General features: G+C 52.4%; 17 protein-coding genes and 15 tRNA genes. 1 reads left to right on the top strand and 31 read right to left on the bottom strand.

Features of this window, described 5'->3' with window-relative positions; all coding sequences use genetic code 11:
* Positions 1–414 precede the first annotated feature (414 nt).
* The 21 genes from ABT58_RS19635 to ABT58_RS19735 form a co-directional block, all read right to left on the bottom strand.
* Positions 415–491, bottom strand: a tRNA-Arg gene (locus ABT58_RS19635).
* A 50-nt stretch (positions 492–541) separates the two neighbouring features.
* Positions 542–618, bottom strand: a tRNA-Arg gene (locus ABT58_RS19640).
* 50 nt (positions 619–668) lie between these two features.
* Positions 669–745 (bottom strand) — tRNA-Arg (locus tag ABT58_RS19645).
* A gap of 50 nt (positions 746–795) precedes the next feature.
* Positions 796–872, bottom strand: a tRNA-Arg gene (locus ABT58_RS19650).
* A 51-nt stretch (positions 873–923) separates the two neighbouring features.
* Positions 924–1,000, bottom strand: a tRNA-Arg gene (locus ABT58_RS19655).
* A gap of 89 nt (positions 1,001–1,089) precedes the next feature.
* Positions 1,090–1,166, bottom strand: a tRNA-Arg gene (locus tag ABT58_RS19660).
* A 63-nt stretch (positions 1,167–1,229) separates the two neighbouring features.
* Positions 1,230–1,306, bottom strand: a tRNA-Arg gene (locus ABT58_RS19665).
* 80 nt (positions 1,307–1,386) lie between these two features.
* Positions 1,387–1,463 (bottom strand) — tRNA-Arg (locus ABT58_RS19670).
* Positions 1,464–1,502: 39 nt separating this feature from the next.
* Positions 1,503–1,595: transfer RNA gene (locus tag ABT58_RS19675), tRNA-Ser, on the bottom strand.
* Between the two features lie 11 nt (positions 1,596–1,606).
* Positions 1,607–1,683, bottom strand: a tRNA-Arg gene (locus ABT58_RS19680).
* Between the two features lie 55 nt (positions 1,684–1,738).
* Positions 1,739–1,815 (bottom strand) — tRNA-Arg (locus ABT58_RS19685).
* A 43-nt stretch (positions 1,816–1,858) separates the two neighbouring features.
* Positions 1,859–1,951, bottom strand: a tRNA-Ser gene (locus tag ABT58_RS19690).
* 11 nt (positions 1,952–1,962) lie between these two features.
* Positions 1,963–2,039, bottom strand: a tRNA-Arg gene (locus ABT58_RS19695).
* A 55-nt stretch (positions 2,040–2,094) separates the two neighbouring features.
* Positions 2,095–2,171: transfer RNA gene (locus ABT58_RS19700), tRNA-Arg, on the bottom strand.
* Positions 2,172–2,204: 33 nt separating this feature from the next.
* Positions 2,205–2,297, bottom strand: a tRNA-Ser gene (locus ABT58_RS19705).
* 209 nt (positions 2,298–2,506) lie between these two features.
* A complete protein-coding gene (csrA, locus tag ABT58_RS19710; protein ID WP_036818084.1) occupies positions 2,507–2,704 on the bottom strand; it encodes a carbon storage regulator CsrA in 198 nt (65 codons plus the stop codon).
* An 87-nt stretch (positions 2,705–2,791) separates the two neighbouring features.
* The gene (locus tag ABT58_RS19715) at positions 2,792–3,970 is read right to left on the bottom strand and encodes an aspartate kinase (protein WP_047876158.1); all 1,179 of its coding nucleotides are present in this window, start codon (positions 3,968–3,970) and stop codon (positions 2,792–2,794) included.
* A gap of 15 nt (positions 3,971–3,985) precedes the next feature.
* Positions 3,986–6,610 carry an alanine--tRNA ligase gene (alaS, locus tag ABT58_RS19720; RefSeq protein WP_047876159.1) on the bottom strand — a complete coding sequence of 875 codons (2,625 nt, stop codon included), beginning with the start codon at positions 6,608–6,610 and terminating at the stop codon, positions 3,986–3,988.
* Positions 6,611–6,880: 270 nt separating this feature from the next.
* Positions 6,881–7,465, bottom strand: a complete 585-nt coding sequence (locus ABT58_RS19725; protein WP_229821760.1) for a regulatory protein RecX — start codon at positions 7,463–7,465, stop codon at positions 6,881–6,883.
* An 11-nt stretch (positions 7,466–7,476) separates the two neighbouring features.
* Positions 7,477–8,535 carry a recombinase RecA gene (gene recA / locus ABT58_RS19730; RefSeq protein WP_047876160.1) on the bottom strand — a complete coding sequence of 353 codons (1,059 nt, stop codon included), beginning with the start codon at positions 8,533–8,535 and terminating at the stop codon, positions 7,477–7,479.
* 122 nt (positions 8,536–8,657) lie between these two features.
* Positions 8,658–9,155: a CinA family protein gene (locus ABT58_RS19735; protein WP_047876161.1), complete on the bottom strand. Its 498-nt coding sequence runs from the start codon at positions 9,153–9,155 to the stop codon at positions 8,658–8,660.
* Positions 9,156–9,404: 249 nt separating this feature from the next.
* On the opposite strand from ABT58_RS19735, the gene mutS reads away from it, so the two are divergent.
* Complete coding sequence (gene mutS, locus ABT58_RS19740; protein ID WP_420806588.1) at positions 9,405–11,960, top strand: DNA mismatch repair protein MutS; 2,556 nt, start codon at positions 9,405–9,407, stop codon at positions 11,958–11,960.
* Between the two features lie 132 nt (positions 11,961–12,092).
* Here the strand turns inward: mutS and rpoS are convergent, their stop codons facing one another.
* The 10 genes from rpoS to ABT58_RS19790 all read right to left on the bottom strand — a co-directional run bounded on the left by rpoS (position 12,093) and on the right by ABT58_RS19790 (position 21,394).
* Entirely contained in the window at positions 12,093–13,085 is a 993-nt protein-coding gene (rpoS, locus tag ABT58_RS19745; protein WP_047876163.1) for an RNA polymerase sigma factor RpoS, read from the bottom strand.
* Positions 13,086–13,141: 56 nt separating this feature from the next.
* Positions 13,142–14,107, bottom strand: a complete 966-nt coding sequence (locus ABT58_RS19750) for a peptidoglycan DD-metalloendopeptidase family protein (RefSeq protein ID WP_047876164.1) — start codon at positions 14,105–14,107, stop codon at positions 13,142–13,144.
* Positions 14,108–14,740: a protein-L-isoaspartate(D-aspartate) O-methyltransferase gene (locus ABT58_RS19755; RefSeq protein WP_047876165.1), complete on the bottom strand. Its 633-nt coding sequence runs from the start codon at positions 14,738–14,740 to the stop codon at positions 14,108–14,110.
* A 2-nt stretch (positions 14,741–14,742) separates the two neighbouring features.
* Positions 14,743–15,492: a 5'/3'-nucleotidase SurE gene (gene surE, locus ABT58_RS19760; protein ID WP_047876229.1), complete on the bottom strand. Its 750-nt coding sequence runs from the start codon at positions 15,490–15,492 to the stop codon at positions 14,743–14,745.
* Positions 15,473–16,546, bottom strand: coding sequence for a tRNA pseudouridine(13) synthase TruD (gene truD / locus ABT58_RS19765; protein WP_047876166.1), 1,074 nt, complete (start codon positions 16,544–16,546; stop codon positions 15,473–15,475). The genes surE and truD overlap by 20 nt, the downstream gene beginning before the upstream one ends.
* Before the next feature lie 73 nt (positions 16,547–16,619).
* Positions 16,620–17,093 (bottom strand): 2-C-methyl-D-erythritol 2,4-cyclodiphosphate synthase, encoded by a 474-nt coding sequence (ispF, locus tag ABT58_RS19770; protein ID WP_047876230.1) that lies wholly within the window; start codon positions 17,091–17,093, stop codon positions 16,620–16,622.
* On the bottom strand, positions 17,093–17,797 hold the full coding sequence (gene ispD / locus ABT58_RS19775) for a 2-C-methyl-D-erythritol 4-phosphate cytidylyltransferase (protein WP_047876167.1): 705 nt from the start codon (positions 17,795–17,797) through the stop codon (positions 17,093–17,095). The genes ispF and ispD overlap by 1 nt, the downstream gene beginning before the upstream one ends.
* A gap of 54 nt (positions 17,798–17,851) precedes the next feature.
* Positions 17,852–18,124 carry a cell division protein FtsB gene (gene ftsB, locus ABT58_RS19780; RefSeq protein WP_047876168.1) on the bottom strand — a complete coding sequence of 91 codons (273 nt, stop codon included), beginning with the start codon at positions 18,122–18,124 and terminating at the stop codon, positions 17,852–17,854.
* 245 nt (positions 18,125–18,369) lie between these two features.
* The gene (eno, locus tag ABT58_RS19785) at positions 18,370–19,671 is read right to left on the bottom strand and encodes a phosphopyruvate hydratase (RefSeq protein WP_047876169.1); all 1,302 of its coding nucleotides are present in this window, start codon (positions 19,669–19,671) and stop codon (positions 18,370–18,372) included.
* A gap of 82 nt (positions 19,672–19,753) precedes the next feature.
* A complete protein-coding gene (locus ABT58_RS19790) occupies positions 19,754–21,394 on the bottom strand; it encodes a CTP synthase (protein ID WP_047876170.1) in 1,641 nt (546 codons plus the stop codon).
* Positions 21,395–21,423: the final 29 nt, after the last annotated feature.

Raw genomic sequence — 21,423 nt, forward strand, 5'->3', positions numbered from 1 at the left:
CGCGTTAACAATTATCACGACACGTAAAATTATGTCAATATGATTAACAACAACGCAATTTGTGCCGATAATTTAACCTATTTCTGCGTATTTGGTAGTACTTTTACGAAATAAGCGGAAAAATCCGGACAGAGCACACGATTCATTCCTTGTTACACACCCGCCCTACGCCTCAGACCCTGCATGAAGCCAGACAGGCTGGGCATTCTCCGGCCTAAGCTGACGTTTACGTAAACGGCATTTGATAAGTTGATGTCACTAAAATAAAGCAGAAAGATGGGAGGTTATGAGGTGAGTATCACAGTCGGTTAATTCTCTGGCGGCCAATCCGCCATAATTCGATCTTGTCGACAAAATAACCAACGCGAAAAAAGGGCATAAAAAAAGCCCAGCCGAAGCTGAGCTTTTTAATGATGGCGCGCTCGGGAGGATTCGAACCTCCGACCGCCTGGTTCGTAGCCAGGTACTCTATCCAGCTGAGCTACGAGCGCGCAGTGTTTCGATAATGCTAAAGCATAATCAGGGCAATACCCTTAAATAATGGCGCGTCCGGGAGGATTCGAACCTCCGACCGCCTGGTTCGTAGCCAGGTACTCTATCCAGCTGAGCTACGGACGCGCAGGCTTTTCGATATTACCGAAGCAATATCAGGTCAGTGACCTTAATAATGGCGCGCTCGGGAGGATTCGAACCTCCGACCGCCTGGTTCGTAGCCAGGTACTCTATCCAGCTGAGCTACGAGCGCGCAGTGTTTCGATGATGCCAAAGCATGATCAGGGCAATACCCTTAAATAATGGCGCGTCCGGGAGGATTCGAACCTCCGACCGCCTGGTTCGTAGCCAGGTACTCTATCCAGCTGAGCTACGGACGCGCAGGCTTTTCGATATCGCTGGAGCAATATCAGGGCAATACCCTTAAATAATGGCGCGCTCGGGAGGATTCGAACCTCCGACCGCCTGGTTCGTAGCCAGGTACTCTATCCAGCTGAGCTACGAGCGCGCAGAATATGGTGTGTTAAGCAAACGCCTAACAGCCAATGCGTTTCCGTCATTGGCATAAGTAACAATCCGTTGGTACTTAAGAAAGAATGGCGCGTCCGGGAGGATTCGAACCTCCGACCGCCTGGTTCGTAGCCAGGTACTCTATCCAGCTGAGCTACGGACGCGCAGGCTGTATTCTGTTGCCAGAACACGAATTCTAATAGTCTATCATCAGAATTTTTGAAGAATGGCGCGCTCGGGAGGATTCGAACCTCCGACCGCCTGGTTCGTAGCCAGGTACTCTATCCAGCTGAGCTACGAGCGCGCAGAATCTCGTATTATAGACGTGATGTCTATGAAGTAACAGTCCGTTGATACTTTTGAAAATTGTAATCTCAAAAGAGATGGCGCGTCCGGGAGGATTCGAACCTCCGACCGCCTGGTTCGTAGCCAGGTACTCTATCCAGCTGAGCTACGGACGCGCAGGCATTCTGTATCAAGGATAACTTGAAGAGAATAAATGGCGGTGAAGGAGGGATTCGAACCCTCGATACGGCTATAAACCGTATACTCCCTTAGCAGGGGAGCGCCTTCAGCCTCTCGGCCACCTCACCACACAAATTAATGGCGCGCTCGGGAGGATTCGAACCTCCGACCGCCTGGTTCGTAGCCAGGTACTCTATCCAGCTGAGCTACGAGCGCACACTTAATTCGGTTTGTAACCACACCGCTCAATGAGCGATATGTTGTTCAATAATGGCGCGTCCGGGAGGATTCGAACCTCCGACCGCCTGGTTCGTAGCCAGGTACTCTATCCAGCTGAGCTACGGACGCGCAGGCATTCGTTATCAAGTGAGAGTCTTGAAAACAAAATAAATGGCGGTGAAGGAGGGATTCGAACCCTCGATACGGCTATAAACCGTATACTCCCTTAGCAGGGGAGCGCCTTCAGCCTCTCGGCCACCTCACCACACAAATTAATGGCGCGCTCGGGAGGATTCGAACCTCCGACCGCCTGGTTCGTAGCCAGGTACTCTATCCAGCTGAGCTACGAGCGCACACTTAATTCGGTTTGTATCCACACCGCTCAATGAGCCATGTGTTGTTCAATAATGGCGCGCTCGGGAGGATTCGAACCTCCGACCGCCTGGTTCGTAGCCAGGTACTCTATCCAGCTGAGCTACGAGCGCGCTGTGCAAGCTTCCATTTCCTGAAACAAGAAATGGCGGTGAAGGAGGGATTCGAACCCTCGATACGGCTATAAACCGTATACTCCCTTAGCAGGGGAGCGCCTTCAGCCTCTCGGCCACCTCACCGTCTTGCGGGGGCCCATATTACTGACAGCCAAAAATAAGTCAAACACTTTATTGTGAAAAAATGACACTTACGGTGCGGATGCGCACTTAATAGGCAACACGACAATTAATCATGCGTAACAACCGAGTATTTCGCCATTTTTCCCTGTTCAGGCCGTGTAATAAGGGGAAATGAAAAAAGGCCAGCACATAGGCTGACCTTCTTCAAATTAGTAGTTACCAGAACCCTGGGAACCCGTTTCTTTTTCTGCTTGAATGCGCATGTAGATTTCTTCGCGGTGCACAGACACTTCTTTCGGTGCATTTACACCAATACGTACCTGGTTACCTTTTACACCTAGTACAGTGACAGTTACTTCATCACCGATCATTAGCGTTTCGCCTACGCGACGTGTCAAAATTAGCATTCTTGTGCTCCTTGAGTAATCTCAGCTTTATAAGAGTTAACGTTGATGTATCCAACAATTTTTACATTTTTCGTAAAAGCTCACTGCTCAAGAAACAGCGAGGAATGTTTGATTATCCAGACTTTCTGCATCAACCACAAACGTTTTATGGAGATGATCAACGGCTAACTGCTGATCCGCACTGTCGATCAGGATGGATAAACAACGTGCAGATTGTTTTTGTTGATAAATTGTCAGTCCACATTCGGCCAGTGCCGCGTGCAATGATCCCTGCAGCTGATGAACGTGTTCGCCGACCAGCGACAAGGTCGATACCCCTGCTACTGTCACCGTTGGGCTGCTTAGCCCCCACTTCAATCGCGCTAAATCATCATTGGCAACAACAACCAATGTGGCATCACTTTCCTCAGCATAGCACCATGCTTCAAAGCCTAACAGCGTCAAACGCTCTGCAACCTCGTTAAACGGGGCCGCGACACGCACCAGCAGTTGCTGGCTCATGACGGCGACACCGACCGCAGCACAAGGCTGCGACACGGAAAAGTCAACTAACGTGCCATCCCCATCCTCGAAGGACGACAACACGCGTAAAGGAACTTGATGCGATTGAGCATATTCAACCGACTGTAATTGTAGCACTTTTGCACCAAAACGTGCCATTGCCGTCATATCATCGAAATGAATCGTCGACAAACGGCGAGCCGCCGTCACTAACCGAGGATCCGTGGTGTACACCCCGTCCACATCGGTAAAGATCTGGCACTCATCCGCGCCCAGCGCACTCGCAATGGCCACCGCAGTGGTATCCGAGCCGCCGCGTCCCAAGGTCGTGATGTTGTTACCGCTATCACGACCCTGAAAGCCTGCCACAACAACAATGTGGCCCGCGTTCAGCAGAGACGTCAGGTTTTCAGTGTCTACCTGAATGATGCTGGCGTTATTAAATGCATTATCCGTTCGGATGGTGACTTGATCAGCGGTCATTGAGGTGGCACGGAAACCGCGCTTATTCAATGCCATTGCCAATAAGGCAATCGTGACCTGCTCCCCTGTTGATAACAGGACATCCAGCTCACGCTGATTCGGTACGTCATCAACCTGTTTAGCCAAACCCAATAAACGGTTTGTTTCGCCCGCCATGGCAGACACAACGACGACAACTTGATGGCCTTGCTGGCGCGCTTTAATCACGCGCTCAGCAACCGCTTCTATACGTTCGATATCACCGACCGATGTGCCACCAAATTTCTGCACCAATAGTGCCACAGCACCTCTCCACTCTTACAGTTTGTCAGCCAACCAAGGTGCTACAGATTCTAGCGCAGCTGGAAGTGCTGCTGCATCGGTACCACCCGCTTGTGCCATATCAGGACGACCACCGCCCTTACCGCCAACTTGTAGAGCCACCAGGTTAACCAGATCACCGGCTTTCACTTTGCCGATCAGATCTTTGGTTACGCCCGCGATCAGGCCAACTTTGCCTTCGCTGACGTTACCCAGCACAACCACACCGCTGCCCATCTGGTTCTTCAGTTCGTCAACCATGCCACGTAGGGCTTTGTTGTCCGCACCGTCCAGTTTCGCGATCAAGACTTTCACGCCGTTGATCTCTTGCGCCTGGTTGATAAGGTCAGCACTTTCTTGTGCCGCTAGCTTGTCTTTTAGCTGCTGAATTTCTTTTTCCAGCTGCTTGCTGTGTGCAACCAGTGCGCTCACTTTTGTTGCCACAGACGCCGCGTCAGATTTCACTAGGCTTGCTGTTTCTGCCAGTAGCGCTTCTTGTGCGTGCAGTGCTGCGATAGCCGCTTCACCGGTTACCGCTTCAATACGGCGAACACCCGCTGCGATACCGCCTTCAGAGATGATCTTGAACAGACCGATATCACCGGTGTTAGTAGCATGAATACCACCACACAGTTCTACCGAGAAATCACCCATGCTCAATACGCGAACTTCGTCATCATATTTTTCGCCAAACAGTGCCATCGCACCTTTTTCTTTCGCGGCTTCAATATCCATGATGTCCGTGCTGATCGCGTGGTTACGGCGTATTTGCTCGTTCACGACACGCTCAACTTCACGCAGTTCTTCTGGCTTCACCGCTTCTAGGTGAGAGAAGTCAAAACGCAGACCGTCAGGCTTCACCAAAGAACCTTTCTGTGCCACGTGCTCACCCAGTAGGTTACGCAGTGCAGCATGCATCAGGTGTGTTGCTGAGTGGTTCAGGCTGACTGCGGCACGACGTGCTGCATCAACGCTAGCTTTTAGCTTGTCGCCCACGCTCAAACGGCCTGCGGCTACCTGACCTTTGTGGCCGATCGCTGCGCCGAATTTCTGCGTGTCTGCCACGTTGAACTGCATGCCTTCTGCGTGCAATACACCGGTGTCACCACACTGGCCGCCTGACTCTGCGTAGAATGGCGTGTTGTCTAGCACAACCAGCACTTCTTCGCCCGCATCAGCGCCGTCAACCTGCTCGCCATCGCGGTATAGCGCGATAACCGTTGCTTCGCCTTCTGTCGCGCTGTAACCACAGAATGCCGTTTCTGCGTCGACTTTGATTGCGCTGTTGTAATCCACACCGAACTGGCCTGCATCACGAGCACGCTGACGCTGAGATTCCATCGCATCGTTGAAGCCTTCTTCATCGATAGAGAAACCACGCTCACGCGCCACGTCGTTCGTCAGGTCAGCTGGGAAGCCGTAAGTGTCGTACAGTTTAAAGACGGTTTCACCGTCCAGTACTTCACCGTCCAGGTTGTCCAGTGCTTCTGCCAGAATCGCCATACCACGGTCAAGCGTACGACCGAAGTTGTCTTCTTCAATCTTCAGCACTTTCTCAACCATTTCCTGCTGTTTCTTCAGCTCTTCGCCTGCGCTACCCATCACGTCAGCCAGTGGGCCAACCAGCTTGAAGAAGAATGCGCCTTTCGCGCCAAGCTTGTTACCGTGACGTACTGCACGACGAATGATGCGGCGTAGCACGTAGCCACGGCCTTCGTTTGACGGCATCACGCCATCAGCGATCAGGAACGCACATGAACGGATGTGGTCAGCCACAACGCGCAGTGATTGGTTGCTCAGATCGTCGTAACCGATCACAGCAGCGGCTTCTTTGATCAGACGCTGGAAGATGTCGATTTCGTAGTTTGAGTGTACGCCCTGCATGATCGCAGAGATACGCTCGATACCCATACCAGTATCTACTGATGGCTTAGGTAGCGGTTCCATCGTGCCGTCTGCGTGACGGTTGAACTGCATAAATACGTTGTTCCAGATCTCGATGAAACGGTCGCCGTCTTCATCTGGAGAACCTGGAGGACCACCGGCAATGTGCGCGCCGTGATCGTAGAAAATTTCCGTACAAGGACCACAAGGGCCTGTGTCACCCATCTGCCAGAAGTTGTCAGACTCAAACGCCTTACCGCCTTCTTTATCACCGATACGGATGATACGGTCAGCCGGTACGCCAACTTTCTTGTTCCAGATGTCGAATGCTTCATCATCTGTCTGGTATACCGTCACTAGCAGACGATCTTTTGGTAGCTGTAGTACGTCAGTCAGGAATTCCCACGCAAATGAGATCGCATCTTCTTTGAAGTAGTCACCAAAGCTGAAGTTACCCAGCATTTCAAAGAAAGTGTGGTGACGCGCAGTGAAACCAACGTTTTCTAGGTCGTTGTGCTTACCACCAGCACGTACACAGCGCTGTGCTGTGGTTGCGCGTGTATAAGCACGTTTTTCTAGGCCTAGGAAGCAATCTTTAAACTGGTTCATACCTGCGTTAGTAAATAGCAGGGTTGGATCGTTGTGCGGCACTAACGATGAACTCTCTACGATTTGGTGTCCTTTGCTTTCAAAGAACTTGAGGTACGCGTTACGTACCTCATCAGTGCTCATGTACATTGGCAATTCCTGATAATGCTTTTCTGTAAACTGATTGGTCGAATTTAGCGATTTTCCCATCACCCCATAAGTTCCTCCCGTCCCGGGAAGGACACACGGGGATGGCAGTGATGGCATTAACATAAATTCTTTGAAGGTTATTGTAAAACAACGGCAGGCAATACGGGAAACGTTATGTTGAGAAATGGGGCAATTTCAGCCCACTGAGTGTGCGACATATCGCCACGGGCTCGCGATGGCCTCCCCTGACTGACGACACTGCCTGCGGCGTTACAAGTAGTCATCCTCAATATTGAGCGCATATTGGATCTGCTCAAATTCAAACCCACGGGATTGCAGAAAACGGCAACGGCGAGCTTGCTCTTTCTGAGGCATCGATGCGGTCTCTGCCACGCTCTCACCAAACTTACGCACCGCCACCGCGCGGGCATGTTCAAACCAGTCAAAGGTATCGTCTTCAAATTGCTGGCGTATCAGCCATTCATGCACGCCTTTTTGCGTCATCTCTTGCTGGATCCGCAGAGCGCCCCAGCCTTTGGCAATCCCATTACGGCGCACGGTCGCGGCATAACGGGCATCATCCAGCCAGTTATAGTCCTGACAATACGCAATGGCCTCATCCGCGTCTTGCTCGGCATACCCGCGTTGCAACAGCTTCTGACGCAACGCCTGCTCTGCGTGATCGCTGCGGGAGAGATAACGCACGGCCGCTTCTTTGGCGCTGATGGTGGGCGTTTTTCGTTTTATCGTCATGGTGTCTTTTTCTCCACGTACATTCGGGGCTTCATGTACATTCAGGGCCTGCTTTTCAGGACGACAGATAGCAAAAAGCCCCGCTAAGCAGGGCTTTTTCATTCATGGACGGCTTAAAACTCTTCGTCTTCCGCATCCATCTCTTCTAGGCTTGGCTCTTTGCTGGCTGCCGCGTCGTGCTCTGGGTTATTCAGCAGTAGATCACGCAGTTGCTTTTCAATTTCAGCCGCAATTTCTGGGTTCTCAGTCAGGAACTTACACGCGTTCGCTTTACCCTGACCAATCTTGTCACCCTTGTAGCTGTACCATGCACCGGCTTTTTCGATCATCTTGTGCTTCACGCCAAGATCCACCAGCTCACCCTGACGGTTGAAGCCCAGACCGTAAAGAATTTGCGTGTCCGCTTGCTTAAACGGTGCCGCAATCTTGTTCTTCACAACCTTAATACGGGTTTCGTTACCCACCACTTCGTCGCCTTCTTTGATAGCACCGGTACGGCGAATATCCAAACGTACAGAAGCATAGAATTTCAGGGCGTTACCACCGGTCGTGGTTTCTGGGTTACCGAACATCACACCGATCTTCATACGGATCTGGTTGATGAAGATACACATACAGTTTGATTGCTTCAGGTTACCGGTTAGCTTACGCATCGCCTGAGACAGCATACGTGCCTGCAGACCCATGTGTGAGTCACCCATTTCACCTTCGATTTCCGCTTTTGGCGTCAGTGCTGCCACGGAGTCAACCACCAGAATGTCGACCGCACCTGAACGTGCCAATGCGTCAGCAATTTCCAGCGCCTGTTCACCGGTGTCAGGCTGAGACACCAATAGCTGGTCGATATCTACGCCCAGTTTCTTGGCGTAGATTGGGTCTAGCGCGTGCTCGGCATCGATAAACGCACAGGTTTTGCCTTCGCGCTGCGCCGCAGCAATCACTTCCAGCGTCAATGTGGTTTTACCTGATGATTCCGGACCGTAGATTTCAACGATACGGCCCATTGGCAGACCACCCGCACCCAAGGCGATATCAAGCGACAAAGAGCCAGTCGATACAGTCTCGACATCCATTGTGCGGTTATCGCCCAATTTCATGATCGAGCCTTTACCGAATTGTTTTTCAATTTGACCTAATGCGGCGGCAAGTGCCTTCTGCTTATTGTCGTCCATTCGACTCTCCCAGGGATGCTGAATTGATGCTTAGATTAAGTACTGATTATGATGACTAGTATACTGTCTATTCATACAGTGTCTAGCACTGAATAAAACTTTTTTTGTCCGCGATGGCTTTGTTATTGATCCGCTTCACGCTTTTCCAACGACACCAAGCGTGCCAGCAATCCGTCCAATGCGGCATCGACCGCTTGTTGGCGCACCGCGACCCTGTCCCCGTCAAAGTGGAAACACTGCGCGTCTGCCCACCCGGTGTGATCCGCCCAGGCCAGCCACACCGTACCGACCGGTTTGGCATCACTGCCGCCACCCGGGCCGGCAATGCCGCTGACCGCCACGCTGATATGAGCCAGAGAGTGCGCCAAGGCACCGCGCGCCATTTCATACACTACCGCTTCACTGACTGCGCCGTGGTCGTTAAGCGTTTGGGCCGCAACGCCCAACATGTCTTGTTTGGCCTCGTTGCTGTAGGTAATAAACGCCCGATCAAACCACGCGGAACTGCCCGCAATATCGGTAATGGCACTGGCGATCCCGCCGCCGGTACAGGATTCTGCCGTGGCAGCCACCCACTGCTGACGCGCCAGTTGCTGGCCCAGTCGTTGTGCTCGTTCCATCCCGTGCTCCCTGTCTGAAAATAAGAGGAAATGGCCTATACCATACTCCGCCTTCCCCGCTTCAGGCAATCTCACTGCACCGCCCTTTTTGCCCGATGAAAAATCCTGTCCAGCCCTTTGCCCAACGCAGCGATTCACGTATCCTAAGCGGTCAGAAATTTTCCCGGCCACGGCAGCGCGTCAGCGTCCCGACCGGCACTACAAGCAGGCAAAATCGTGACCATAAAAGGCTTAGAAAAGCACACACCTATGATGCAGCAGTTTTTACGGATCAAGGCGGAAAACCCTGATGTCCTGCTGTTCTACCGCATGGGTGACTTCTACGAATTATTCTTTGATGACGCCAAACGCGCTTCCCAACTGCTGGATATCTCACTGACCAAACGCGGCTCGTCCAATGGCGAACCGATCCCGATGGCCGGTGTACCGTACCATGCCGTGGAAGGCTACCTGGCGAAACTGGTTCAGCAAGGTGTTTCCGTTGCGATCTGTGAGCAGATCGGCGATCCGGCCACCAGCAAAGGCCCGGTTGAGCGCCAAGTGGTGCGCATCATCACGCCGGGGACGGTCAGTGACGAAGCCTTGTTGAATGAACGTCACGATAACCTGATCGCCGCGATTTACCAGCACGGCGATGCGTTTGGTTACGCCACGCTGGACATTACCTCTGGCCGCTTCATGCTGACCGAGCCGGATACCGAAGAGGCAATGCAGGCTGAACTGCAACGCACCAGCCCGGCAGAACTGCTGTACCCGGAAGATTTTGCCCTGCCAGGCATGCTGCAACACATCAAAGGCAGCCGTCGTCGTCCGGTATGGGAATTTGATTTAGAGACCGCGCGCCAGCAACTGACCATGCAGTTTGGTACCCGTGACTTGGTCGGCTTTGGTGTCGAAAACGCCGAACGCGGCCTGTGCGCGGCCGGTTGTTTGCTGCAGTACGTGAAAGATACCCAGCGTACCGCGCTGCCCCATATTCGTGCCATCACCCAAGACACCAAAGATCATGCGGTGATCTTAGATGCCGCGACCCGTCGCAACCTGGAGCTGACCCAGAATCTGGCCGGTGGCTTTGATAACACCTTGGCGTCGGTACTGGATCACACCGCCACCCCAATGGGTAGCCGCCTGCTCAAGCGTTGGCTGCACCAGCCGATCCGCGATCAAAAACAATTGAATGGCCGCTTGGATGCTATCAGTGCGTTCAAAGACACCAGCCTGTTCTTGGATCTGGCGGGCGTGTTGCGTCACATGGGCGATCTGGAACGTATTCTGGCCCGTTTGGCCCTGCGCTCTGCCCGTCCTCGCGACTTGGCCCGTATGCGTACCGCGCTGCAACACCTGCCGGAAGTGAGCGATCTACTGAGCGAGATCAGCCAGCCGCGTATTGGTCAGCTCGCCCAAGCGGCAGCGCCGATGGACGAACTGTGTGAACTGCTGGAACGTGCCATCATTGAAAACCCACCGGTGGTGATCCGTGACGGTGGCGTTTTGGCCCCAGGCTACAACGCCGAACTCGACGAGTGGCGTGACTTGGCCGACGGCGCAACCAAATTCTTGGAAGAGCTGGAAGCGAGCGAGCGTGAACGTCACGATATCGACAGCCTGAAAGTGGGCTTTAACCAAGTACACGGTTTCTACATTCAGGTCAGCCGTGGTCAAAGCCACTTGGTGCCAAGCCACTACGTGCGCCGCCAAACGCTGAAAAATGCCGAGCGTTACATCATTCCTGAGCTCAAAGCGCACGAAGACAAGGTACTGAACTCAAAATCCAAAGCACTCGCCCTTGAGAAAAAGCTGTGGGATGAACTGTTTGACTTGCTGTTGCCACACCTGGAGCAACTGCAAAATGCCGCCAGCGCCCTGTCAGAGCTGGATGTTCTGGCGAACCTGGCTGAGCGTGCCGATACCCTGAACTACTGCCGTCCAGAGTTGGTTGAGCGGCCGGGTATTGAGATCAGTGCCGGTCGTCACCCGGTGGTCGAGCAAGTACTGAATGAACCGTTTATCGCCAACCCGATTGCGTTGCACCAAGACCGCCGCATGTTGATCATTACCGGTCCGAACATGGGCGGTAAATCGACCTACATGCGTCAAACGGCCTTGATTGCCCTGCTGGCCCATGTCGGCTCGTTTGTGCCGGCAGATGCGGTGAAGATCGGCCCGTTGGATCGTATTTTCACCCGTATCGGCGCATCGGATGACCTGGCGTCTGGCCGTTCGACCTTCATGGTAGAAATGACCGAAACCGCCAATATCCTGCACAATGCCACCAAGCACAGCCTGGTATTGATGGATGAAATCGGTCGCGGTACCAGTACCTATGACGGTCTGTCGCTGGCATGGGCCAGTGCCGAATGGCTGGCAGAGAAAATTGCCGCGATGACGCTGTTTGCCACCCACTACTTTGAGCTGACGGAGCTGCCATCTCTGATTGACGGCTTAGCGAACGTGCACTTGGATGCGGTCGAGCACGGTGATGAAATTGCCTTTATGCACGCAGTACAAGAAGGCGCAGCCAGCAAGTCATACGGCTTGGCCGTGGCGAGCTTGGCCGGTGTGCCAAAGCCGGTGATCAAACGCGCTAAGTTCAAACTGCAGCAGCTCGAGGCCAGCGGCCACCAGCAAGCGATTGAACCACAAAGCACAGCCGCGAAGACAAGTACTGCCCCGCGTGTCGAGAACCAGCTCAGCCTGATCCCAGAGCCGAGTGAAGTAGAAGACGCACTGGCGCGCATCAACCCGGATGAAATGACCCCGCGTCAGGCACTGGATGAGCTGTATCGCCTAAAAGCGCTGCTGTAACGGCTTCTCAGCCAAGTACGTAAACGAATAATCTTCGAAATAAAAAAGGGTTGATGCATGGCATCAACCCTTTTTCTTTGCCTTGGAAAAGCACACCGTTGTACGTCAAAAATGGAAATAAAGAAGGTGACGTTACAGCTGCTCCTGATTAAACAACGACTCAATGCTGAGGCCTTGGTGGGTCAGCATGTCACGCAGGCGACGTAGCCCTTCCACCTGAATTTGACGTACCCGCTCACGGGTCAGGCCAATTTCACGTCCCACATCTTCCAAGGTCGAGGCTTCATAGCCCAGCAAGCCAAAACGCCGTGCCAGCACTTCACGCTGTTTCGGGTTCAGCTCTTGCAACCAATGGACAATGGAGACTTTGATGTCGTCATCTTGGGTCGAAGTTTCCGGTCCACCGCTTTTCTCATCCGGAATAATATCCAGCAGCGCTTTTTCTGAATCGCCGCCAATGGGATTATCGACCGAGCCGACACGCTCATTGAGGCGCAGCATGCGGTTGACGTCATCGACAGATTTATCCAGTTTGAACGCGATGTCTTCGGCGGTGGGTTCGTGATCCAGTTTTTGTGCCAGCTCGCGGGCAGTACGCAGGTACACGTTGAGTTCTTTCACGACATGGATCGGCAGGCGAATGGTGCGGGTTTGGTTCATGATGGCCCGCTCAATGGTTTGGCGGATCCACCAGGTGGCATAGGTCGAGAAACGGAAGCCCCGTTCAGGGTCGAATTTTTCCACGGCGCGAATGAGGCCCAGGTTGCCCTCTTCCACCAGATCCAACAAGGCTAAGCCCCGGTTGCTGTAACGGCGAGAGATTTTGACCACCAAACGCAGATTACTCTCAATCATCCGTTTACGGGCGGCTTCATCACCGCGCAACGCACGGCGGGCATACAGTACTTCCTCTTCGGCGGTAAGTAGTGGAGAGAAACCAATTTCACCCAGATAAAGCTGCGTCGCATCCAAGGCTTTTTGCGGCGTCCCAAACTGAGACATATCTACATCGTCATCCACCGTTTCCGTCGTTTCCGCTTTGGTGTCGACGCGGGCCGCTTCCATCTCCATTTCCTGATCTAAATCGAAATCGTCTATCTCTGTAGCAGTATTGCTTCTACTCATAGCGCCTCCCAGATGGCGAGTTAGCAAGACATTACAACTTCACTCTGTCATGTTCTCTATCGCGGCAAGTACCGCATTGGATCAACAGATTTGCCTTTGTATCGGATTTCAAAATGGAGCCGCACGTTGTTGGTGCCCGTGCTACCCATGGTGGCAATTTTCTCCCCCACTTTCACACGCTGCTGCTCCTTTACATACATCTGGTCATTGTGCGCATACGCACTGAGGAAATCCTCGCTGTGCTTAATAATCACCAGATTGCCATATCCGCGTAACGCGTTACCGGCATACACCACCACGCCGTCAGCGGACGCTTTAATGGCTTGACCTCGTTGCCCTGCAATATCCAGCCCTTTGTTGCCGTTCTCGCTATTGGAGAAACGCGCAATGACCCGTCCTTGTGTTGGCCATGTCCATTTATCCACTTTGGTATTGCTTGGCTTCGGTGTCGGCTTCGGCTTATTTGTAACAACTTTGTTACTTTCAGCTTTTTGAGGGTACTCTTTTGTGGGAGCTGGATCAATATTTTTATTGCTGTTTTTTTGCACAGTTTCAGATTTAGCCACCGCGACCGGTGCCGGCTTCTGGGGAGCCGGTTTAGTCGCAGGTTGTGGCGTCGGCTTCGGTGTCGGTGTGATCACCGGCTTGGCCTTGTGTGCCGTTTGTGTCACCGGCGGGGTGATCGGTACTGTCTTGCCGTATTGCGGCGCCACGTACTTGGGCTTCCACAATTGCAGTTTCTGCCCCGGATAAATGGTATACGGGGCAGCTAGGCGGTTATAAACGATCAGCTCATTAACGTCTTTGTCCGTGATATAGGAAATAAAGTACAAGGTATCGCCTTTTTGCACTTCATAGTAACTCCCCCGGTAGCTGCCTCGCTCCAGGGTATGATAATCCTTTCCCAAACTCGTGACGGGTGCGGGCGTATGATTACTACAGCCAGACAGCCACAAGCCGACAGCCAATACTGTCCACTTTACGGTTGGTTTGATCACTGACACAGACGCACTCACCTTCATTTAATACAGCAGTTCCCCTGCCACCAATGGAACAAAACGTACCGGCTCGATATCGCTGGCACGATAACGGTCGCCGTCACGCACAATCAATTTTAACACTTGGGTCTCTTGCCCGACCGGTACAATCAGCCGACCGCCGTCAGCTAACTGCTCCAGCAGTGCCATCGGAATATCCGCCGCCGCCGCTGTCACGATAATGGCATCAAACGGCCCTTTGGCGGCCCATCCCTGCCAACCGTCCCCGTGCTTGGTCGACACATTGTGAATCGACAATTGGTTCAGGCGGCGTTTGGCGCGCCACTGTAATGCTTTAATGCGCTCCACCGAATACACATGATCCACCAGATGCGATAGCACTGCGGTCTGGTATCCCGATCCCGTGCCAATCTCCAGAATGCGCGACTGTGGCACCAAGGCCATCAGCTCTGTCATTCTGGCCACAATGTACGGCTGGGAAATGGTCTGCCCGTTACCGATAGGCAGCGCATTATTTTCATAGGCTTTGTGTGACAAGGCTTCATCGATAAACACCTCGCGAGGCACGGCGGCGATCGCCTGAAGCACCCTGTTATCACGGATCCCTTGCTGAGACAGATACTTCAGTAGGGCGTTCCGCTCATCCACATAGCGCATCCTTACTTTATCTCCTGATCGTTAACCCAATGCTGCAGCGCATCTAGCGCATCGTGTGCGGTGAGATCCACCTGTAACGGGGTCACTGACACACTCCCCTGCTCGATGGCATAAAAGTCCGTGCCCGGACCGGCATCCTGACAAGGCCCCGGCGGCCCTAACCAGTACAGCGTTTTACCGCGTGGATCGACCGCTTTCACCATGTTTTCAGCACGGTGACGGGCCCCTAAACGGGTGACCTGCCACGGCCCCAGCTCTGCCAACGGCACATCCGGCACATTGATGTTCAAAATGCGGTTCATCGGCAGCGGGTGGGTTTCGATTCTCAGCAAAACGTGCTTCACCACCTGTGCGGCAGTGTCAAAATGGGTATCCCCCACCAAGGAAACTGCAATCGCCGGTACGCCAAGGAAGTGCCCTTCGGTGGCCGCCGCGACGGTGCCGGAATAGAGCACGTCATCGCCCAGGTTCGCCCCGTGATTGATCCCCGTGACCACCACGTCTGGCCGTTCATCCAGCCATTCGTTCAAGGCAAAATGCACGCAATCTGTCGGTGTGCCTTCCACAGAGATTCGGCGTTCGCCTTCCTCGCGGATACGGAGCGGGTTATCCAGACTCAGAGAGTTGGATGCGCCCGACCGATTACGGTCCGGCGCGACCACAGTCACTTCCCCCAGCTCGGACAGCACCCGAGCCAGAGTATTGATCCCTTCAGCAAAAATACCGTCGTCGTTACTGATCAGAATACGCATCGTGTTCAGTACCTTCGGTTTCATCCACGATTTCCTGCATCATTTCACGTACTACGGCTGTCGCAAAACAGCCCGCCGGTAACGCAAAAGACACGGTGATCGTGTCGCCATCGTGCTGCCATTCCACTTGCTCAGGCTTAAGCAACAGCGGACGACGCTCATGGCGCATACGGTTATCGCGGATCAGCTTCAGTAATGCCGGCTCTTGTTCCACAATCGCCATTTCAAACGCTTGTGCATCTGCTGTGGTTGGCAGGGCGTTATCCCCCATCATCGGTGCCGTGATAGACAAACGGCCCGCGTCGACATCCTGTTGAATGCTGTCAGTCACCGTCGCCACCAGCATGCCACGTGGGTCAGCCTCAGATTCCAGCCAGTCACCGGCCATCACGCTGCGAACGGTGTTATTTTCAATACGCGCAGACAGCACTTGGTTAAACATCCAAGAACGGGCCGCAGACAGGTAGAAGCTGCGCTTGCTCTTATCACGGACACGGAACTCATCGTTACCCCATGCACGGGCTTTCGTGACGTTGTTACCGTTATGACCAAAACGCTGCTCACCGAAGTAGTTCGGTACGCCGTGTTCGCGGATCTGAGCCAGACGTGCAATCACCTCTTCCGGCTGATCCAAGTCACGCAGGCGCAATTGGAAGGCATTACCCACCAAATCACCTGGGCGCAATTTCTTATCGTGGCGCGCGGTTTCCAGCACTTCTACGCCTGGGTGTTCCGCTTCAAACGCGCTCAGATCCGGATCCGCTTTACCCGGCAGGTGCACACTCAGCCACTGCTCGGTCACAGCATGGCGATCTTTCAGGCCCGCCCAGCTCACGTCACGGGATTTTACGCCGCACGCTTTTGCCAGCTCGTTCACCACATACTTGGTGTTTTCGCCCGTTTTACGGATTTTCACCATGAAGTGCTCGCCAGTACCCGCAAACGCAAAGCCCAAATTTTCCTTTACCACAAAATCTTCAGGCTCGACCTTAATGCGGCCCTGACAGCTTGGTTTTCCGTATAACCAGCTGAAACTGTCCATTACTGTAGACATACATACACCATTTATTCGTGGCACTCATGTGCCCGTTTGTAAAGTTAACGCCAAAATCGGCATTAGCCTTGTCTTATTGTTGGCAGATCAATACCACCGCTTCACAGGCAATGCCTTCTTTGCGGCCGGTAAAACCTAAACGCTCTGAGGTGGTCGCTTTCACATTGACGTTGCCAATGTCGGTTTCCAAATCCTCAGCAATCGCCTGACACATGGCCTCAATGTAAGGGGCCATTTTCGGTGCCTGTGCAATGATGGTGACATCCACGTTGCCCAGACGGTAGCCTTTGGCCTTCACCTTACTGTAGACATCGCGTAGCAGCGCACGGCTGTCGGCACCGGCCCACTCGGCATCGGTATCCGGGAAGTGACGACCAATATCGCCAGCCGCAATGGCACCAAGCAGCGCATCACACACTGCGTGCAACGCCACATCACCGTCAGAGTGCGCAATCAAACCTTGCTCATAAGGGATCGCAACGCCGCCAATAATTACCGGCCCTTCGCCACCAAACTTGTGTACATCAAAGCCGTGTCCAATTCGCATCATTCCGCTTCCCTCATCATCTTGTTTAAATAAAATTCTGCCAGCGCGAGATCTTCCGGTTGCGTCACCTTCAGGTTATCGGCCCGTCCTTTCACGAGTTGAGGGGCCATCTGGCCATGCTCCATCGCAGACGCTTCATCGGTGATCACCGCCCCCTCCTCCAACGCCTGTTGCAAAGCGTGGGTTAACGTACCGGCTCGGAACATCTGGGGCGTTAGGGCGTGCCACAAATCGCTGCGATCGACCGTGCTGGCGATCTCGCCTGCGCCATTGCCGCGTTTCATGGTATCACGCACAGGCGCAGCCAAAATCGCCCCGTAAGGCGAGGCCAAGGCGCCAGCAATGAGCGCATCCACATCACTCAACTGCAAACACGGACGCGCAGCGTCATGCACCAAGACCCAGGTATTGGGATCGTCAATCGCTGCCAATCCGGCAAATACCGAATCGGCACGCTCTGCACCGCCATTAACCCGCACGACACGCGGATCGTTAGCCAGCGGCAACTGCGGAAAATACGGATCCTGCTCGCTGATAGCGACAATCACTTGGTCAATCGATGGATGGGCCAGCAAGCGCGCGACGGTGTGTTCCAGAATCGTCTTGCCAGCAATGTGTAAGTACTGTTTCGGGCGATCAGCCGCCATACGGCTGCCCACTCCGGCTGCAGGCACCACTGCAATCATTTTTTCACGTTGGGTCATCCGTTTTCACTTCTTACGGTTGAGGCTCAGGCACACAATCTGCGACCTACGGGGTTACTCCCCGACTATACGAAAGAAGGTTTCGCCCGGGCGGATCATGCCAAGCTCATTGCGAGCCCGCTCTTCTATCGCCTCTTGTCCTCGGTTCAGATCATTAATTTCAAAATACATTTGCTGGTTACGCTGCGCTAATTCCGCATTGGCTTGCTGCTGAACGGCGACATTATCTTTCACCGCCAGATAATCCAGCATGCCATTTTTGCCTAACCAGAAGTCATATTGCAGCCAACTCAACACTGCCAATAGCAGCAAGGTAAGCATTCGCATTCCATTCTCCAGACAATGATCAGTGCTATTAACCCATGACACTGCCTGCTTATACAGACAATACCCTCGGTAAATACCACATCCCTGATTCAACGATAGACAATTGAGCCGACAATAATCCCATAAAGCGCAGTTTGACACTAGCGCCTAAGCCCAAACTGCCCATCATTCGCCCATAAAAAAACCGCCCCTAAGAGGCGGTTTTTATTAAAGTGTGTAGGTTATCCCCACAGGCAAGCTATCAATTAAGCTTGGCCTTTCACTTCTTTAAGACCGTTGAAAGGAGCTTTAGCACCTAGAGCTTCTTCGATACGGATTAGCTGGTTGTACTTAGCAACACGGTCAGAACGGCTCATAGAACCTGTCTTGATTTGGCCTGCAGCAGTACCTACCGCTAGGTCAGCGATAGTTGCATCTTCAGTCTCGCCAGAACGGTGAGAGATTACCGCTGTGTAACCTGCGTCTTTAGCCATCTTGATTGCAGCTAGAGTCTCAGTTAGAGAACCGATTTGGTTGAACTTGATAAGGATAGAGTTAGCGATGCCTTTCTCGATACCTTCAGCTAGGATCTTAGTGTTAGTAACGAATAGATCGTCACCTACTAGCTGGATCTTGTCGCCAAGAAGTTGAGTCTGGTGTGCGAAACCAGCCCAATCAGACTCGTCTAGACCATCTTCGATAGATACGATTGGGAACTGCTCAACTAGACCCGCTAGGTAGTGGTTGAACTCTTCAGAAGTGAAAGTTTTGCCTTCACCTTTCATGTTGTAGATGCCAGCTTCTTTGTCGAAGAACTCAGATGCTGCACAGTCCATAGCAAGAGTAACGTCTTTGCCTAGCTCGTAGCCAGCTGCAGCAACAGCTTCTGCGATTACTTCTAGTGCTTCAGCGTTAGACTTAAGGTTTGGAGCGAAACCACCTTCGTCACCAACAGCTGTGTTGTAGCCTTTAGACTTAAGTACTTTAGCTAGGTTGTGGAATACTTCCGCACCCATGCGTACAGCTTCTTTCAGAGTTGCAGCGCCAACTGGCTGGATCATGAACTCTTGGATGTCAACGTTGTTGTCAGCGTGCTCACCACCGTTGATGATGTTCATCATTGGTAGAGGCATAGAGAACTGACCAGCAGTACCGTTTAGTTCAGCGATGTGCTCGTATAGAGGCATGCCTTTAGCAGCAGCTGCTGCTTTAGCGTTAGCTAGAGATACAGCTAGGATTGCGTTTGCACCAAAGTTAGATTTGTTCTCAGTGCCGTCTAGTTCGATCATGATTGCATCGATTGCAGCTTGATCTTTAGCATCTTTGCCAACTAGCGCTTCAGCGATTGGGCCGTTTACAGCTTCAATTGCTTTAAGAACACCTTTACCTAGGAAACGTGACTTGTCACCGTCGCGTAGCTCAAGAGCTTCGCGAGAACCTGTAGATGCACCTGATGGTGCAGCTGCCATACCTACGAAACCGCCTTCTAGGTGTACTTCAGCTTCAACAGTTGGGTTACCACGTGAGTCGATGATTTCACGACCTAGAACTTTAACGATCTTAGACATTGTGTTTCCTCTTGCTTTATCTTGAAATTAAAAGCTAAAAAAATAGCTGCAGCTAACACTGCGCTACAGCTATCCGTAATCCTTACTTTTTCAGTTCACCACGCTGGTTTTCACCAGCCGCTTTTACGAAACCTTCGAACAGTGGGTGACCGTCGCGAGGTGTCGAGGTGAACTCTGGGTGGAACTGAGCAGCCACGAACCATGGGTGGTTCGGGATTTCAATGATTTCCACTAGCTTCTTGTCTGCTGACAGACCAGATACTTTCAAACCGGCTTTTTCCAGTTTAGGAAGCAGGTTGTTGTTCACTTCGTAACGGTGACGGTGACGCTCATGGATAGTTGCGTTACCGTAAAGCGCACGCGCTTTCGAACCGTCTTGAAGGTGACATAGCTGAGAACCTAGACGCATTGTACCGCCAAGATCCGATTTTTCACTACGTTCTTCAACGTTACCTTCGTTATCAACCCATTCAGTGATCAGGCCAACAACTGGGTATTTGCTCTCAGGATTAAATTCAGTTGAGTGCGCGCCTTCCAGGCCTGCTACGTTACGTGCGAATTCGATCAGTGCAACCTGCATACCCAGACAGATACCCAAGTAAGGCACTTTGTTTTCACGTGCGTATTGTGCAGTCAGGATCTTACCTTCTACACCACGGTTACCGAAGCCACCTGGTACAAGGATAGCGTCTAGACCTTCAAGCACTTCTGTGCCTTTAGATTCAACGTCCTGAGAGTCAATGTATTTGATTTTCACTGACAGACGGTTTTTCAGACCCGCGTGTTTCAACGCTTCGTTTACTGACTTGTATGCATCTGGCAGTTCAATGTACTTACCTACCATACCAATCACAACTTCTGCAGTTGGGTTAGCTTCTTCGTAGATAACTTGTTCCCACTCAGACAGGTTTGCTTCCGGTGCAGTAATGCCAAAACGCTGACAAACAAGATCATCTAGGCCCTGTGCTTTGATTAGCTGAGGGATCTTGTAGATAGAATCAACGTCTTTCATTGAGATTACAGCGCGCTCTTGAACGTTACAGAACAGAGCAATCTTCGCACGCTCGTTCGCAGGGATCATGCGATCACTACGACAGATCAGTACGTCTGGCTGAATACCGATAGATAGCAGTTCTTTTACAGAGTGCTGAGTAGGTTTGGTTTTCACTTCGCCTGCTGCCGCTAGGTAAGGAACCAGTGTTAGGTGCATAAACATTGCACGCTCACGGCCTAGTTCTACTGCTAGCTGACGGATAGCTTCCATGAATGGTAGGGATTCGATGTCACCCACAGTACCGCCGACTTCAACGATAGCAACGTCGTGGCCTTGTGCACCCGCGATAACGCGCTCTTTGATCGCGTTAGTGATGTGTGGGATAACCTGAATAGTGGCACCAAGGTAGTCACCGCGGCGCTCTTTACGCAGTACGTCCGCGTACACGCGGCCTGCAGTAAAGTTGTTGCGTTTAGTCATCTTGGTACGGATGAAACGCTCATAGTGACCAAGGTCAAGGTCAGTCTCTGCACCGTCTTCCGTTACGAATACTTCACCATGCTGAATCGGGCTCATTGTGCCTGGGTCAACGTTGATGTAAGGGTCTAGTTTCATCATGGTCACGTTTAGACCACGAGCTTCTAGAATAGCCGCTAGAGATGCAGCAGCAATACCTTTACCTAGTGAGGATACGACCCCGCCCGTAACAAAAATGTAATTCGTCGTCATGTTTTACCTGGAAGATTGGTATAGAGGAT

The organism is Photobacterium aphoticum, assembly GCF_001029435.1.
Taxonomy (GTDB): Bacteria; Pseudomonadota; Gammaproteobacteria; order Enterobacterales; family Vibrionaceae; genus Photobacterium; species Photobacterium aphoticum.